Source organism: Modestobacter sp. VKM Ac-2985 (genome assembly GCF_026967925.1).
In the GTDB taxonomy this organism is placed as follows: Bacteria; Actinomycetota; Actinomycetes; order Mycobacteriales; family Geodermatophilaceae; genus Modestobacter.
Genome location: NZ_JAPVBI010000002.1, coordinates 818760 through 834836 on the forward strand (window position 1 = coordinate 818760; position 16077 = coordinate 834836).

Consider the following 16077-nt stretch of genomic DNA (forward strand, 5'->3'; position numbering starts at 1 on the left):
CCGACCACGGACGGAGGGCGCTGAGATGGGCCTGGAGGAGAAGCTCCCGAGCGGCGTCCTGCTGACCAGCGTCGAGAAGCTCGTCAACTGGACCCGCAAGTCCTCGCTCTGGCCGGCGACGTTCGGCCTGGCCTGCTGCGCGATCGAGATGATGGCGTCCGGCGCCGGCCGCTACGACCTGGCCCGGTTCGGCATGGAGGTGTTCCGCGCCTCCCCGCGCCAGGCCGACCTGATGATCGTGGCCGGGCGGGTCAGCCAGAAGATGGCCCCGGTCCTCCGGCAGATCTACGACCAGATGCCCGAGCCGCGGTACGTGCTCGCCATGGGCGTCTGCGCCAGCTCCGGCGGCATGTTCAACAACTACGCGATCGTGCAGGGCGTCGACCACATCGTCCCGGTGGACATGTACCTGCCCGGCTGCCCGCCGCGGCCGGAGATGCTCACCGACGCCATCCTCAAGCTGCACCACAAGATCCAGCACCAGCCGCTGGGCGCCAAGCGCGCCCGGGAGCAGGCCGCCGCCCGCGCCAACGGCACGGCACCGGAGCTGCACCTCGCGATGCCCTCCAGCGTCCGGGCGGACCCGGCGGCGAAGCGCGCCTACGAGCAGGCCGCCGCCGAGGGCCGCACCGGCCAGTTCGCCATCGAGCAGCGCGGGGGCAACGCCGTCGCCCTGCCCGGAGCGGACCGATGAGCGACGAGGCCGGCTACGGGGCCGCGACCGAGCCCGGCGGGGGCTTCCGCAAGGGCGCCTTCGGGGTCAGCGGCAGCGGCGACACGTCCGGCTTCGGTGGCCTCGTCCGGGTCGAGCCCGGCGGCGCCGTCGCGCTGCACTCCACCGACCGGCCCTACGGCGGCTGGTTCGACGAGGTCACCGACGCGCTGGTCGACGCCGTCGGCGCGGCCACGTACGCCGCCGCCGTCCACCGGGTCCTGGTCGACCGGGGCGAGATCACGTACTTCGTCGCCCGCGAGCACCTGCTCACCCTGGTCCAGGCGCTGCGGGACGACGAGTCGTTGCGCTTCGAGCTGTGCAGCAGCGTCTCCGGCGTCGACTACGCCGACAGCGGCGGCCCGGCCGCGACGCCCGACCGGCCCCGGCTGCACGTCGTCTACCACCTGACCTCGATGACCTACCGCCGCCGGATCCGGCTCGAGGTGGCCGTCACGGCCGAGGACCCGCACGTCCCGTCGGTCAGCTCCGTCTACCCCACGGCGGACTGGCACGAGCGGGAGGCCTGGGACATGTTCGGCATCGTCTTCGACGGCCACCCGGCGCTGACCCGGATCCTCATGCCCGACGACTGGGAGGGCCACCCCCAGCGCAAGGACTACCCGCTCGGCGGCGTCCCGGTCGAGTACAAGGGCGCCCAGATCCCCCCGCCCGACGAGCGCCGGAGCTACCGATGACGACGACGAGCGACCCGTACGCCGCCGGCTCCCGGGAGACCACCGAGGGCCGGGTCTACACGGTCACCGGCGGCGACTGGGACCAGACCTTCGGCGCCGACACCCACGACGACCAGCGGCTCGTGGTCAACATGGGCCCGCAGCACCCCTCGACCCACGGGGTGCTCCGGCTGGTGCTCGACCTCGAGGGCGAGACCGTCACCCAGGCCCGCGTCGTCATCGGCTACCTGCACACCGGCATCGAGAAGACGACGGAGTACCGCACCTGGACCCAGGGCACGACCCTGGTCACGCGGATGGACTACCTGGCCCCGCTGTTCAACGAGACCGCCTACTGCCTGGCCGTGGAGAAGCTGCTCGGCATCGAGGCGCCGCCCCGGGCGCAGACCATCCGGGTGCTGGTCATGGAGCTCAACCGGATCGCCTCGCACCTGGTCGCGCTGGCCACCTTCGGCATGGAGATGGGCGCGCTCACCGGCATGACCAACGGCTTCCGCGAGCGGGAGCTGGTCCTGGACGTGCTCGAGGAGATCACCGGGCTGCGGATGAACCACGCCTACGTCCGCCCCGGCGGGTTGGCGCAGGACCTCCCCGAGGGTGCTGTCGAGTCCGTGCGGGAGCTGCTCGCCGTCCTCCCCGAGCGGGTCGCGGGCACCCACCGGCTGCTCACCGGCCAGCCGATCTGGCAACGCCGGCTCAAGGACGTCGGCTACCTCGACCTCACCGGCTGCGTGGCCCTCGGCGTCACCGGCCCGGTGCTCCGCGCGGCCGGCCTGCCCTGGGACATGCGCAAGGTCGAGCCGTACCTGGGCTACGAGACCTACGACTTCGAGGTGCCGACGGCGGACACCTGCGACGCGTGGGGCCGGTACCTGGTGCGGATGGGCGAGATCACCGAGTCCATCAAGATCATCGGTCAGGCGCTGGACCGGCTCGAGCCGGGGCCGGTGATGGTCGAGGACAAGAAGATCGCCTGGCCGGCGCAGCTGTCCCTCGGCGCCGACGGCATGGGCAACTCCCTGGACCACGTCCGGCACATCATGGGCCAGTCGATGGAGGCCCTGATCCACCACTTCAAGCTGGTCACCGAGGGCTTCCGGGTACCGGCCGGCCAGGTCTACACGGCGATCGAGTCCCCCCGCGGCGAGCTCGGCTACCACGTGGTCAGCGACGGCGGGACGCGCCCGTTCCGGGTGCACGTCCGTGACCCCAGCTTCGTCAACCTGCAGGCCACCGCGGCGATGAGCGAGGGCGGCATGATCGCCGACGTCATCGCCGCGATCGCCTCGATCGACCCCGTGATGGGGGGAGTGGACCGCTGATGAGTGCTCTTCCCGGTTCCTACGAGGGGACGGCGGTCACCGGGCTGGACGCCAGCCCGGTGGAGCCGGCCGCCCCGGACCTGCCGCCGCTGACCGAGCAGACCGAGGCCGAGGCCCGTGAGCTGATGGCCCGCTACCCGCAGGAGCGGTCGGCGCTGCTGCCGATGCTGCACCTGGTCCAGTCCGTGCAGGGCTACGTGTCGCCCGAGGGCGTCGGCTTCTGCGCCCGGCTGCTCGGGCTGACCAAGGCCGAGGTGGGCGCGGTCGCGACGTTCTACACGATGTACAAGCGGCACCCGACCGGTGAGCACCTGGTCAGCGTCTGCACCAACACGCTCTGCGCCGTCCTCGGCGGCCAGCGGATCTACGACGCGATCTCCGCCGACCTCGGCGTGGGCCACGACCAGACCGCCGCCGACGGCTCGGTCACCCTGGAGCACGCCGAGTGCCTGGCCGCCTGCGACTACGCGCCGGTGGTCACCGTCGACTACGAGTTCTACGACCAGCAGGACGTCGAGTCGGCCCGGGCGCTGGTCACCGCACTGCGGATGGGGGAGAAGCCGCCGCCCACCCGCGGGGCCCCGCTGACCGACTTCCGCGGCGTCTCCCGCCAGCTGGCCGGCTTCTCCCAGCACGCCGACCTCGAGGCCGAGCGGGCGGCGATCGATGCCCCGTCGGCCGGTGGGCCGACGCTGGTCGGGGTCCGGCTGGCCGCCGAGCGCGGTGAGTCCGCACCCCCGATGGGCGACGCCGAGCCCGAGCAGGCGCCCGAGCCGGACGTCGAACCCGCCGGAGCGCCGGGGGAGACGCCGTCCGAGCAGGCCGCCGACACCGCCGTCGCCTCCGCCGACACCCCGGCCGAGCGGGCCGGCGCGGCCCAGCACCACCCGGACGCCCCCGAGCCCGCCGGCCGCCAGCCGGCCGAGCGCGGCCGCGAGGGCACCGACACCCCGCCCACCAGCTCGGGCGCCGGGCAGAACAGCTCGATCGAGCGGGAGACCTGAGATGCCCCTGACCCCCGTCCTCACCGCCCGCTACGACGCGCCCCGCTCGTGGACGCTGGAGACCTACGAACGCCTCGACGGCTACCGCGCGCTCCGCTCCGCCCTGGAGATGGCGCCGGACGACGTCGTCGCCCTCGTCAAGGACTCCGGGCTGCGCGGCCGCGGCGGCGCCGGCTTCCCGACCGGGATGAAGTGGAGCTTCATCCCGCAGCCGAAGCCGGGGGAGGCCCCGACCGGCCCGGCGGCGGCGCCGAAGTACCTGGTGGTCAACGCGGACGAGGGCGAGCCGGGCACGTGCAAGGACCTGCCGCTGATGATGGCCGACCCGCACTCGCTGGTGGAGGGCGTGATCATCACCGCCTACGCCATCCGCTCGAGCTTCGCCGTCATCTACGTGCGCGGTGAGGCGGTGCACGCCCACCGCCGGTTGATCGCCGCCGTGCAGGAGGCGTACGCCGCCGGCTACCTCGGCAGCGACGTGCTCGGGTCGGGCTACGACCTCGAGCTGGTGGTGCACGCCGGCGCCGGCGCCTACATCTGCGGCGAGGAGACCGCGCTGCTGGACTCCCTGGAGGGCTACCGCGGTCAGCCCCGGCTCAAGCCGCCGTTCCCCGCCGTCGCCGGCCTCTACGGCTCCCCGACGGTGATCAACAACGTGGAGACGCTGGCCAGCGTGCCGTACGTGGTCCGCGGCGGGGCCGAGTGGTTCAAGACGATGGGCCCGGAGAAGTCGCCCGGCCCGAAGATCTACTCGCTGTCGGGCCGGGTGGTGCACCCCGGTCAGTACGAGGCCCCGATGGGGACGACGATGCGCGAGCTGCTGGCCATGGCCGGCGGCGTCCGCCCGGGGCACGAGCTGAAGTTCTGGACGCCGGGCGGCTCCTCGACCCCGTACTTCACCGCGGAGCACCTCGACGTCCCGCTGGACTTCGACTCGGTCGCCGCGGCCGGCTCGATGCTGGGCACCACCGCGCTGATGGTCTTCGACGAGACCGACTCGATCGTCGAGGCGACCCTGCGGTTCACCGAGTTCTACGCCCACGAGAGCTGCGGCAAGTGCACCCCCTGCCGGGAGGGCACCTACTGGCTGGTCCAGATCCTGGAGCGGCTGGTGCACGGTCAGGGCCGGGCCGCCGACCTCGACCTGCTCACCGACACCTGCGACAACATCCTGGGCCGTTCGTTCTGCGCCCTCGGCGACGGTGCGACCAGCTGCATCGCCAGCTCGCTGAAGTACTTCAAGGACGACTACGTCGCGCTGCTGCCGGCCGAGGAGCAGGCCCGCCTCGGTCGCTCGCTGCGGCTCGAGCCGGTTGGAGCAGCCTGATGACCCTCACCCCGGCCACCCCCGAGCCCGCGCCGGCGCTGCCGCCGGGCGCACCCGGTCCGCACACGCCGCCCGATGCCGTGCACTGCACCATCGACGGCTTCCCGGTCGCCGTGCCGAAGGGCACGCTGATCATCCGGGCCGCCGAGCAGATCGGCATCCAGATCCCGCGCTTCTGCGACCACCCGCTGCTCGACCCGATCGGTGCCTGCCGGCAGTGCCTGGTCGAGGTGGAGGGGCAGCGCAAGCCGGTGGCCTCCTGCACCACCCCGGTGACCCCGGACATGGTGGTGCAGACCCAGCTCACCAGCCCGGTCGCGGACAAGGCCCAGCAGGGCACGATGGAGCTGCTGCTGGTCAACCACCCGCTGGACTGCCCGGTCTGCGACAAGGGCGGGGAGTGCCCGCTGCAGAACCAGGCGATGAGCAACGGGCGCGCCGAGTCCCGCTTCGTGGAGACCAAGCGCACCTACCCCAAGCCGCTGCCGATCAGCTCCCAGGTGCTGCTGGACCGCGAGCGTTGCGTGCTCTGCGCCCGCTGTACCCGGTTCAGCCAGCAGGTGGCCGGTGACCCGTTCATCGAGCTGTTCGAGCGCGGCGCGCTGGAGCAGGTGGCGATCTACGAGGACGAGCCGTTCGAGTCCTACTTCTCCGGCAACACCACGCAGATCTGCCCGGTCGGCGCGCTCACCAGCGCCACCTACCGGTTCCGCGCCCGCCCGTTCGACCTGCGCAGCGAGCCGAGCGTCTGCGAGCACTGCGCCAGCGGCTGCGCCCAGCGCACCGACTACCGGCGCGGCACGGTGACCCGGCGGCTGGCCGGGGATGACCCGGCGGTCAACCAGGAGTGGAACTGCGACAAGGGCCGGTACGCCTTCCGCTACGCCAGCAGCAACGAGCGGCTGATGACGCCGATGGTCCGCCGGGACGGTGCGCTGCAGCCGGCCTCGTGGCCGGAGGCCTGGGCCGCCGCGGCCGAGGGGCTGCGGGCGGCGCGCGCGGCCGGCGGGGTCGGGGTGCTGCCCGGTGGCCGGCTGACCGTCGAGGACGCCTACGCCTACGCCGCCTTCGCCCGCGTGGCGCTGGGCACCAACGACGTCGACGCCCGGGCCCGTGCCCACTCCGCCGAGGAGCTGGACTTCCTGGCCACGCACGTCGCCGGCACCGCCCCCGGTGCCGGGGCGGTCAGCTACGACGACCTGACCGCCGCTCCCGCGGTGCTGCTGGTCGGCTTCGAGCCGGAGGAGGAGTCGCCGATCGTCTTCCTGCGGCTGCGCCGGGCCGTGCGGACGGCGGGCATGCAGGTGTTCGACGTCGCCCCCTTCGGCACCCGGGCCGCGGAGAAGCTGCAGGCCACCGTGCTGAGCACCGTCCCGGGCCAGGAGGCCCAGCTGCTCCGCGACCTGGCCGCCAACCCGGTGGACGGCGTGCTGGCCGACGCGGCCGTCGCCCTCTTCCGCCCGGGCGCGGTGATCCTGGCCGGGGAGCGGCTGGCCGAGCTGCCGGGCGGGTTCTCCGCGGTCAGCGCCCTCGCCGCCGAGACCGGCGCCCGGATCGGCTGGGTGCCCCGCCGGGCGGGGGAGCGGGGCGCGGTCGAGGCCGGCGCGCTGCCGACCCTGCTCCCGGGTGGGCGCACCGTCGCCAACGCCGCCGACCGGGCCGCCGTCGCCCAGCGCTGGGGAGCCGACGTCCCGGCGACCCCGGGGCGCGACCTCACCGGCATCCTCACCGCCGTGCGCGGCGGCGACCTGGCCGGTCTCCTGGTCGGGGGCGTCGACCCCGCCGACCTGCCCGACCCGCTGCTGGCCGAGCAGGCGCTGCAGAACGCCCGGTTCGTGGTCAGCCTGGAGCTGTTCCCGACCGCGGTCACCGCACACGCCGACGTCGTCCTCCCGGTCGCCGCCGCCCCGGAGAAGGCCGGCAGCTACCTGGACTGGGAGGGCCGGGTCCGCTCGTTCGACGCGACCCTGCACGGCTCCGGGCAGCTCACCGACGGCCGGGTGCTCCAGGGCCTGGCCGAGCACCTCGGCGTCGACCTGCGGGTGGGCTCGGTGACCGAGGTGCGCGCCCAGCTGACCGCGCTCGGCGGGGCCGCGCAGGCACCCGCCGGCACCGGGGCCGACGTCGCCCCGGCACCGCTGCCGGAGCTCGCCGACGACGAGGCGGTGCTCGCCTCCTGGCGGCAGCTGGTCGACGTCGGGACGCTGCAGCGGGAGGAGCCGGCGCTGGCCGGCACCGCCCGTCCCCCGGTCGCCCGGCTCGGCAAGGACGCCGCCCGCCGGCTCGGCGTGGCCGACGGCGACCCGCTCACCGTCACCGGTCCGGCCGGGGCGGTCACCCTGCCGGTGCGGCTGGTCGAGATGCCCGACGGGGTGGTCTGGCTGCCGATGCGCTCCCCGGGCAGCGAGGTCCGCACCCAGCTCGGGGCCGGCCCCGGCGCCGTCGTCCGGCTCGCCGGACCGCCGCCCACCCCGGCCGGCGCGACGTCTCTCTCGAGCCTGCGGGGAGCCCAGGAGTGACCGTCTTCGCCGCCGCCGACCAGCCCACGCTGGAGGACTTCGGGAACGACGTCTGGTGGATCGTGCTCATCAAGATCGTCGGCATCTTCGGGGTGCTGGTGCTGATGACGCTGTTCGCCATCGTCTTCGAGCGCAAGGTCGTCGCCCGGATGCAGCAGCGGATCGGCCCCAACCGGGTCGGGCCGCGTGGCTACCTGCAGAGCCTCGCCGACGGCCTGAAGCTGGCGTTCAAGGAGGACATCATGCCGGCGCTGGCCGACAAGCCGGTGTACTTCCTGGCGCCGGTCATCGCCACCATCCCGGCCTTCCTGGCCTTCTCCGTCATCCCGCTCGGCCCGACGGTCAGCATCTTCGGCGAGCGCACGCCCCTGCAGCTCGTCGACTCCCCGATCGGGGTCCTCATCGTGCTGGCCGCCTCGGCGATGGGCGTCTACGGCATCGTGCTCGGTGGCTGGGCATCCGGGTCGACCTACCCGCTGCTCGGCTCGCTGCGCAGCGCGGCGCAGATGATCAGCTACGAGATCGCGATGGGCCTGTCGATCGTCGCGGTGTTCCTCTACGCCGGTTCGATGTCGACCTCGGAGATCGTGGCCGCCCAGGCCGACGGCACCGAGCTGTCCTTCTTCGGCCTGGAGTTCACCGGGCCCAGCTGGTACGCCGTCCTGCTGCCGGTCTCCTTCGTCATCTACGTCATCGCCGTGGTGGGCGAGACCAACCGGGCGCCCTTCGACCTCCCCGAGGCCGAGAGCGAGCTCGTCGGCGGTTTCCACACCGAGTACTCGTCGCTGAAGTTCGCGCTGTTCTTCCTGGCCGAGTACATCAACATCGTCACCGTCTCCGCGCTGGCCGCCACGCTGTTCCTCGGCGGCTGGCGGGCGCCCTGGCCGATCTCCATCTGGGACGGCGCCAACACCGGCTGGTGGCCGCTGTTGTGGTTCTTCGCCAAGGTCGTCGTCGCGCTGTTCTTCTTCGTCTGGCTCCGCGGCACGCTGCCCCGGCTCCGTTACGACCAGTTCATGCGCTTCGGCTGGAAGGTGCTGGTCCCCGTCGGGCTGGTCTGGATCCTCGTGGTGGCGACGCTGCGCGCCGTCGCCCGGGAGTCCGACCTGGACGCCGGTCAGGTCGCCGTCTTCGTCGGGGTGCCGATCGCCCTGGTGCTGCTGGGCGGCCTGCTGCTCGCCTCCCGGATGCGCAACCGGGACACCCGGGTCGCCGCCCGCGAGGCCGCCGCCGGCGGGCCGGCGCCGGCCGAGCCGCAGGTGCTGGACCCCCAGGGCCGGGACCGGGCCTCCGGCGGGTTCCCGGTGCCCCCGATGGACCTGGTCGTCCCGCCCTCGCCACGGCTGCGCCGCCGCGAGTCCGTCGGCGCCGGGACCGTGGTCGGCACCGGCCGGCGCAGCAGCTCGACCACGCCTGAGGAGACCGACGATGTCTGAGCCCACCCCGCCGCCCGCCGCCGAGCCGACGTCAGGCGCCAGCCCGGCCCGGCGCGAGGGCACGGCCATCGCCCGGCAGTCCTCCACGGCGCCGTCCACCACAGCCCCCGGCAAGCGGTCCAGCTGGCTGCCCGGGCCCGCGCAGGGGTTCGGCGTCACCTTCGCCACGATGTTCAAGAAGGTGACGACCGAGTCCTACCCCGAGGTCCCGAAGCAGACCAAGCCGCGCTACCACGGCCGGCACGTGCTCAACCGGCACCCCGACGGCCTGGAGAAGTGCGTGGGCTGCGAGCTCTGTGCCTGGGCCTGCCCGGCCGACGCCATCTACGTCGAGGGCGGGGACAACACCGAGGACGCCCGCTTCTCCCCGGGTGAGCGCTACGGCGCCGTCTACCAGATCAACTACCTGCGCTGCATCTTCTGCGGGCTGTGCATCGAGGCCTGCCCCACCCGGTCGCTGACGATGAGCAACGACTTCGAGCTCGCCGACGACGACCGCCAAGCGCTGATCTACACCAAGGAACAGCTGATGGCCCCGCTGCTGCCCGGGATGGAGCAGCCCCCGCACCCGATGCGGCTGGGCGAGAACGAGCAGGACTACTACGTGCGCGACCCCAAGGCGGCGTCCCCGACGCAGCAGGCGGCCGAACCGGTGATCGAGGAACGGGCATGAGCGTGCTGGCCATGGGGGTGGTGGCAGCCGCTGCGGACACCGGGGTGGTCATCGGCACCGGGGAGACGATCGTCTTCTGGGTGCTCGCCCCGGTCGCCCTGGCCGGCGCGCTGGGCATGGTGCTGTCGAAGAACGCCGTCCACTCCGCGCTCTGGCTGGTGCTCACCATGCTCAGCCTGGGCGTGTTCTACGTCGTCCAGGAGGCGCCGTTCCTGGGTGCGGCACAGATCATCGTCTACACCGGCGCGATCATGATCCTGTTCCTGTTCGTGCTCATGCTGGTCGGCCGGGAGAGCTCGGACTCGGTGGTCGAGACGCTGCGCGGGCAGCGGGTGGCGGCGATCGTGCTGGGGATCGGCTTCGCCGGGCTGGTCGGCGCCGGCATCGCGCGGGCCACCGAGGAGCTGCCGGTCGTCGGGCTCACCGCGGTGCAGGGCACCGTGGGCGGGCCGGCCGCCGGCAACGTCGAGGCGATCGCCGCCGTGCTGTACGGCCGCTTCGTGCTGGCCTTCGAGGTCACCGGCGCGCTGCTCATCGTGGCCGCGGTCGGCGCGCTGCTGCTCACCCACGCGGAACGGGAGCCCGGCACGCAGCGCAGCCAGAAGGAGCGCTCGCGGGCCAGGTTCCTCACCGACCGGCCGCAGACGCTGCCCGGGCCCGGCGTGTACGCACGGGCCAACTCCATCGCCGCGCCCGGCCGGCTGCCCGACGGCAGCCCGGCGCCGAGCAGCTTCGCCACCGGGGTCGAGCCGGTGCGGGTCGACGAGCTGCCGCGCACCGGCAGCGTCGGCGCCGAACGGGAGGGGCTGCCGCACGCAGGCGGCACCGACGCCGCGCTCGGCACGACGACGCCGGGCACGACGCGGGAGGGGGGCCCGGCATGACGATCACCAACTACCTGGTGCTCGCGGCGATCCTGTTCACCATCGGCGCGGTCGGCGTCCTGGTACGGCGCAACGCGATCGTGGTGTTCATGTGCATCGAGCTGATGCTCAACTCGGTGAACCTCACGCTGATCACCTTCGCCCGCAGCACCGGGACGGTGGAAGGCCAGGTCATCGCCCTGTTCGTGATGGTCGTCGCCGCCGCGGAGGTGGTCGTCGGCCTGGCCATCATCATGTCGATCTACCGCACCCGCCGCTCGGCCTCCGTCGATGACGTCAACCTGCTGAAGTACTGAGCGGAACGGGGACCCAGGAGTGAACGAGGTCGTGCCTGCGTCGGTGCCGGTCGACGGGCTGTTGTCCGTCACGTGGCTGGTGATCGTGCTGCCGCTGGCCGGCGCCGCGCTGCTGCTGCTGGGTGGGCGGCGCACCGACCGGTGGGGGCACCTGCTGGCCACCGGCACCGTGGTCGCCGCGTTCGCCCTGGCCGTGGGCTGCACCCTCGCGCTGACCGGGCGCGCCGGCCGCGCGGTGAGCCTGGACCTGTTCACCTTCATCGACACCGGCAGCCTCGACGTCACCGCCGGGCTGCTCCTGGACCCGCTGTCGGCGGTCTTCGTCCTGCTGATCACCGGGGTCGGGGCGCTGATCCACGTCTACTCGATCGGCTACATGGCGCACGACCCCGGCCGCCGCCGGTTCTTCGCCTACCTCAACCTCTTCGTCGCGGCGATGCTGCTGCTGGTGCTGGGCAACAGCTTCGTGGCCCTCTACGTCGGCTGGGAGGGCGTCGGCCTGGCGTCCTACCTGCTCATCGCGTTCTGGCACACCCGCCCGGCGGCCGCCACGGCGGCCAAGAAGGCATTCCTGATGAACCGGGTCGGGGACGTCGGCCTGGCGCTGGCGATCTTCCTGATGTTCGCCCAGCTCGGGACGACGTCCTACGCCGGCGTCTTCGGTTCGGTGGGGCTGCTCGCCGGCGGCACCGTCACCGCGATCGGGCTGCTCCTGCTGCTGGGCGCCTGCGGCAAGTCCGGCCAGTTCCCGCTGCAGGCCTGGCTGCCCGACGCGATGGAGGGCCCGACCCCGGTCTCGGCGCTGATCCACGCCGCCACGATGGTGACCGCCGGGGTCTACCTGATCGCCCGCAGCGCCCCGCTCTACGACGCCACGCCCACCGCGCGCACCGTCGTCCTGGCCGTCGGTGCGGTCACCCTGCTCATCGGGGCCATCGCCGGCTGCGCGCACGACGACATCAAGAAGGTGCTGGCCTACTCCACGGTCAGCCAGATCGGCTACATGTTCCTGGCCGTCGGGCTGGGCCCGGTCGGCTACGCGGCCGCCATCGCCCACCTGCTGGCCCACGGCTTCTTCAAGGCCGGGCTGTTCCTCGGCGCCGGCTCGGTGATGCACGCGATGGACGACACCGTCGACATGCGCCGCTTCGGCGGCCTGGCCAGGCGGCTGCCGATCACCTTCGTCACCTTCGGGCTGGGCTACCTGGCGTTGATCGGCTTCCCGTTCCTCTCCGGCTGGTGGACCAAGGACGCGATCATCGAGGTCGCCCTGGACCGCGGCGGCTGGTCGGGCTGGCTGCTCGGTGGGGTCGCCGTCCTCGGCGCCGGGCTCACCGCCTTCTACATGACCCGGCTGATGCTGATGACCTTCTTCGGCCAGCCACGGTGGGAGGACGGCGTGCACCCGCACGAGGCGCCACCGTCCATGACGGCGCCGATGGTGCTGCTCGCCGTCGGGTCGGTCGCCGCCGGCTTCCTGCTGGTGGCGGTCTTCCCGCTCAGCGGCTGGCTGGAGCCGGTGTTCGGGGAACCGGAGGAGGCCGCGCACCTGGTGTCGCCGCTGGTGGTCAGCATCGTCGTCACCGTCGTCGTCGCCCTCGGGGCGCTCACCGCCTGGCTGTACGTCGGTCGCCGCGAGGTGCCCACGACGGCGCCGGCCCGCGTCTCACCGGTGGTCACCGCCGCCCGCCGCGGCCTCTACGCCGACACGGTCAACGAGTCGCTCGTCATGCGTCCGGGGGTGTGGCTGACCCGCGCGCTGGTCTGGCTGGACGCCCGCGGGGTGGACGGCGCGGTCAACGGCGCGGCCGCGGCCCTGGGCGGCGGATCGGCCCGGCTGGGGCGGGTGCAGACCGGGTTCGTCCGCAGCTACGCCCTGGGCATCCTCGGCGGCGCGGTGCTGGTCGCCGGTGCGCTGCTCGCGGTGACGGCATGACCACCCCTGACACCCCCAACCGCGGAGAGGCGGCCCAGCCGTGAGCGACGTCCCCTGGCTGGTCCTGATGATCGCCGTCCCGGCGGTCGGTGCGGCGGTGGTCGCGGCGCTGCCGCCCGCCCGGGAGGCGCTGGCCCGCCAGCTCGCCCTGGCGGTGAGCCTGCTCGTCCTGCTGCTCGCCGTGCTCACCACGATCGCCTTCGACCCCGGTGGTGAGCGGTTCCAGCTGACCACCTCGGTGGCCTGGATCCCCGACTTCGGGGTCGAGTTCGCCCTCGGTGTCGACGGCATCGCGCTGTCGATGCTGCTGCTGATCGGTGTGCTGGTGCCGGTCGTCGTCGGCGCCTCGTGGCGGGACACTCCCGTGCCCCGCCCGGGCCGCCCGGCGCGGTCGATGACCGCCTTCTGGGCCTGGCTGCTGCTGCTCGAGTCGCTGATGGTCGGGGTCTTCGCCGCCACCGACGTCTTCCTGTTCTACGTCTTCTTCGAGGCCATGCTCGTGCCGATGTACTTCCTGATCGGCAGCTTCGGCGGCCCGAACCGGCAGTACGCCGCGGTGAAGTTCTTCCTGTACAGCCTGCTCGGCGGGCTGGTCATGCTCGCCTCGGTGATCGGGCTGTACGTGGTCAGCAACTCGCAGCTGGGCGAGGGCACCTTCGCCTTCGACGCGCTGCGCCAGCTGGAGATCGACCCGAACGTGCAGAAGCTGCTGTTCGCCGGCTTCTTCCTCGCCTTCGCGATCAAGGCGCCGCTGGTGCCCTTCCACACCTGGCTGCCCGACTCCGGAGCCGAGGCGCCCATCGGCGGCGCCGTGCTGCTGGTGGGGGTGCTCGACAAGGTCGGCACCTTCGGCTTCCTCCGCTACTGCCTGCCGCTGTTCCCCGACGCGTCCCGCGACCTGGCCCCCTGGGTGCTGGCGCTCGCGGTCGCCGGGATCATCTACGCGGCGCTGCTCGCCGTCGGGCAGAGCGACATGAAGCGGCTGGTGTCCTACACCTCGATCGCCCACTTCGGCTTCATCGCGCTGGGCATCTTCGCCTTCACCACCGAGGCGGCGACCGGCGCGGTGCTCTACATGGTCAACCACGGCATCGCGACCGGCCTGCTGTTCATCGTCGTCGGCATGGTGATCGCCCGCGGCGGCTCCCGGCAGATCCGCGACTACGGCGGGCTGGCGGCCAAGGCGCCGTTGCTGGCCGGCGTCTTCCTGCTCGCCGGCCTGGCGTCGCTGGCGCTGCCGGGCACCAACAGCTTCGTCAGCGAGTTCCTGGTGCTCATCGGGGCGTTCCCGACCCGCCCGGTCTTCACGATCATCGCCACCGTCGGCATCGTGCTGGCCGCCCTCTACGTGCTGCTGATGTACCAGCGGGTCATGCACGGACCGCCGCGCGGCGTGCTCCTGGTCGAGGAGGACAGGGCCGAGGACGGCGACACCGTGCGGCCGGCCTCCGGCGCGGGAGGCGCGACCGCGGTGCTGGAGGCGCCGGTGCGGGCCAGGGTGCTGGCGGTGCGTGACCTCTCCCGCCGGGAGATCGCCGTCGTCACGCCGCTGGTCGCCCTGATCCTGGTGCTCGGGGTGTACCCGCAGCCGCTGATCGAGCTGATCAGCCCGGCGGTCGAGGCGACGATGACCGACATCGGTGTCGACCCCGGGGGCAGCACGCCGGCTGCACCGGGCAGCACCGGGACCGGGGGGACCGACTGATGGGCGCCATCGAGGCACCGGACCTGTCCTATGCGGCGCTCGCGCCGCTGCTGTTCGTCTTCGGCGCCGCGGCGGTGGGCGTTCTGGTCGAGGCGTTCGCCCCCCGGGCGGTGCGCCACCCCGTGCAGGTGGCGATCGCCCTGGTCGGCACGATCGGGGCCCTCGTCGCCACGGTGCTGCTGGCCGGCACCCAGGACGTCACCGCGGCCGGGGCGCTGGCCGTCGACGGACCGGCCCTGTTCCTGCAGGGGACGATCGCCGTCCTGGGCGCGCTGTCGGTGCTGCTGTTCAGCGAGCGCGCCCTGGACCCGGCCCGTTCGGCGTTCGTCGCCGCCGCCGCGGTGCCGGCCGGCAGCGTCCGGGACCGGGAGCTGGCCACCTCCGAGCGGGTGCAGACCGAGGTCTACCCGCTGGCCACCTTCGCCATCGGCGGCATGATGCTGTTCACCGCCGCCAACGACCTGCTGATCATGTTCGTGGCGCTGGAGGTGCTCAGCCTGCCGCTGTACCTGCTGTGCGGGCTGGCCCGCCGCCGGCGGCTGCTGTCCCAGGAGGCGGCGGTCAAGTACTTCCTGCTCGGTGCCTTCGCCTCGGCGTTCTTCCTGTACGGGCTCGCCCTCGTCTACGGGGCCACCGGCAGCGTGCGGCTGTCCGACATCCGGGTGGCCGTGGTCACCGAGGGCGGGAGCGCCCTCATGGTGCTCGGGCTCGGCCTGCTCGTCGTCGGGCTGATGTTCAAGGCCAGCGTCGCGCCCTTCCACAGCTGGACCCCGGACGTCTACCAGGGCGCACCCACGGCGGTGACCGCCTTCATGGCCGCGGCCACCAAGGTCGCCGCCTTCGGGGCGGTGCTGCGGCTGCTCTACGTCGCCTTCGGCACCGCCGACTGGACCTGGCGCCCGCTGGTCTACGCCCTGGCGATCGCCTCGATGGTCGTCGGCGCGGTGCTCGGACTGACCCAGACCGACGTCAAGCGGATGCTGGCCTACTCCTCGATCGCCCACGCCGGCTTCCTGCTCACCGGGGTCATCGGCCTCGGCCCGGACGGCACCGGCTACGGGCTGGCCGCGACGATGTTCTACCTGCTCGCCTACGGCCTCACCACGCTCGGCGCGTTCGGGCTGCTCACCCTCGTCCGGGACGGCGACGGCGAGGCCACCCACCTCTCCCAGTGGGCCGGCCTGGCCCAGCGCTCCCCGCTCGTGGCCGCCCTGATGACCTTCTTCCTGCTGGCCCTCGCCGGGATACCGCTGACCAGCGGGTTCACCGGCAAGTTCGCCGTCTTCCGGGCCGCCATCGAGGTCGGCGCCTGGCCGCTGGTCGTCACCGCCCTGGTCGCCAGTGCGATCGCGGCGTTCTTCTACCTGCGGGTGGTCGTGCTCATGTACTTCTCCGACCCGGCACCCGACGGCCCCACGGTCGGCGTCCCCGGGCTGCCGACGACGATCGTGCTGGCGATCACCGCGGCGGCCACGCTGGTGCTCGGCGTCCTGCCGGGGTCGGTGCTGGACCTGGCCGAGTCGGCGGCGGTGTTCGTCGGCTGATCGGGACCGGTGGACCGGGGC

General features: G+C 73.0%; 13 protein-coding genes. All 13 read left to right on the top strand.

All coding sequences use genetic code 11. From position 1 onward, the window contains the following. The first annotated feature begins 25 nt into the window (after nt 1-25). Genes O2V61_RS13210 through nuoN form a run of 13 tightly spaced genes read left to right on the top strand, consistent with a single transcriptional unit; the run spans nt 26 to nt 16056 of the window. The gene (locus O2V61_RS13210; RefSeq protein ID WP_442928910.1) at nt 26-694 is read left to right on the top strand and encodes a NuoB/complex I 20 kDa subunit family protein; all 669 of its coding nucleotides are present in this window, start codon (nt 26-28) and stop codon (nt 692-694) included. Continuing rightward, complete coding sequence (locus tag O2V61_RS13215; RefSeq protein ID WP_269183763.1) at nt 691-1410, top strand: NADH-quinone oxidoreductase subunit C; 720 nt, start codon at nt 691-693, stop codon at nt 1408-1410. Before O2V61_RS13210 ends, O2V61_RS13215 begins: the two co-directional genes overlap by 4 nt. Then, nucleotides 1407-2732: an NADH-quinone oxidoreductase subunit D gene (locus O2V61_RS13220; protein ID WP_269183764.1), complete on the top strand. Its 1326-nt coding sequence runs from the start codon at nt 1407-1409 to the stop codon at nt 2730-2732. The genes O2V61_RS13215 and O2V61_RS13220 overlap by 4 nt, the downstream gene beginning before the upstream one ends. After that, the gene (nuoE, locus tag O2V61_RS13225; protein ID WP_269183765.1) at nt 2732-3736 is read left to right on the top strand and encodes an NADH-quinone oxidoreductase subunit NuoE; all 1005 of its coding nucleotides are present in this window, start codon (nt 2732-2734) and stop codon (nt 3734-3736) included. The genes O2V61_RS13220 and nuoE overlap by 1 nt, the downstream gene beginning before the upstream one ends. Before the next feature lies 1 nt (nt 3737). Continuing rightward, nucleotides 3738-5063: an NADH-quinone oxidoreductase subunit NuoF gene (nuoF, locus tag O2V61_RS13230; RefSeq protein ID WP_269183766.1), complete on the top strand. Its 1326-nt coding sequence runs from the start codon at nt 3738-3740 to the stop codon at nt 5061-5063. Further along, nucleotides 5063-7582 (top strand): NADH-quinone oxidoreductase subunit G, encoded by a 2520-nt coding sequence (locus O2V61_RS13235; protein ID WP_269183767.1) that lies wholly within the window; start codon nt 5063-5065, stop codon nt 7580-7582. The genes nuoF and O2V61_RS13235 overlap by 1 nt, the downstream gene beginning before the upstream one ends. Next, nucleotides 7579-9018 carry an NADH-quinone oxidoreductase subunit NuoH gene (nuoH, locus tag O2V61_RS13240; RefSeq protein ID WP_269183768.1) on the top strand — a complete coding sequence of 480 codons (1440 nt, stop codon included), beginning with the start codon at nt 7579-7581 and terminating at the stop codon, nt 9016-9018. The genes O2V61_RS13235 and nuoH overlap by 4 nt, the downstream gene beginning before the upstream one ends. After that, nucleotides 9011-9691 (top strand): NADH-quinone oxidoreductase subunit NuoI, encoded by a 681-nt coding sequence (gene nuoI, locus O2V61_RS13245; RefSeq protein ID WP_269183769.1) that lies wholly within the window; start codon nt 9011-9013, stop codon nt 9689-9691. Before nuoH ends, nuoI begins: the two co-directional genes overlap by 8 nt. Then, on the top strand, nt 9688-10575 hold the full coding sequence (locus O2V61_RS13250; RefSeq protein ID WP_269183770.1) for an NADH-quinone oxidoreductase subunit J: 888 nt from the start codon (nt 9688-9690) through the stop codon (nt 10573-10575). Before nuoI ends, O2V61_RS13250 begins: the two co-directional genes overlap by 4 nt. Next, nucleotides 10572-10871 carry an NADH-quinone oxidoreductase subunit NuoK gene (gene nuoK, locus O2V61_RS13255; RefSeq protein ID WP_166754891.1) on the top strand — a complete coding sequence of 100 codons (300 nt, stop codon included), beginning with the start codon at nt 10572-10574 and terminating at the stop codon, nt 10869-10871. The genes O2V61_RS13250 and nuoK overlap by 4 nt, the downstream gene beginning before the upstream one ends. A 31-nt stretch (nt 10872-10902) precedes the next feature. Beyond that, nucleotides 10903-12807 carry an NADH-quinone oxidoreductase subunit L gene (gene nuoL, locus O2V61_RS13260; RefSeq protein ID WP_269183772.1) on the top strand — a complete coding sequence of 635 codons (1905 nt, stop codon included), beginning with the start codon at nt 10903-10905 and terminating at the stop codon, nt 12805-12807. A gap of 40 nt (nt 12808-12847) precedes the next feature. Further along, complete coding sequence (locus O2V61_RS13265; RefSeq protein WP_269183773.1) at nt 12848-14512, top strand: NADH-quinone oxidoreductase subunit M; 1665 nt, start codon at nt 12848-12850, stop codon at nt 14510-14512. Further along, nucleotides 14512-16056 carry an NADH-quinone oxidoreductase subunit NuoN gene (nuoN, locus tag O2V61_RS13270; protein ID WP_269183774.1) on the top strand — a complete coding sequence of 515 codons (1545 nt, stop codon included), beginning with the start codon at nt 14512-14514 and terminating at the stop codon, nt 16054-16056. The genes O2V61_RS13265 and nuoN overlap by 1 nt, the downstream gene beginning before the upstream one ends. The last annotated feature ends 21 nt before the right edge of the window (nt 16057-16077 follow it).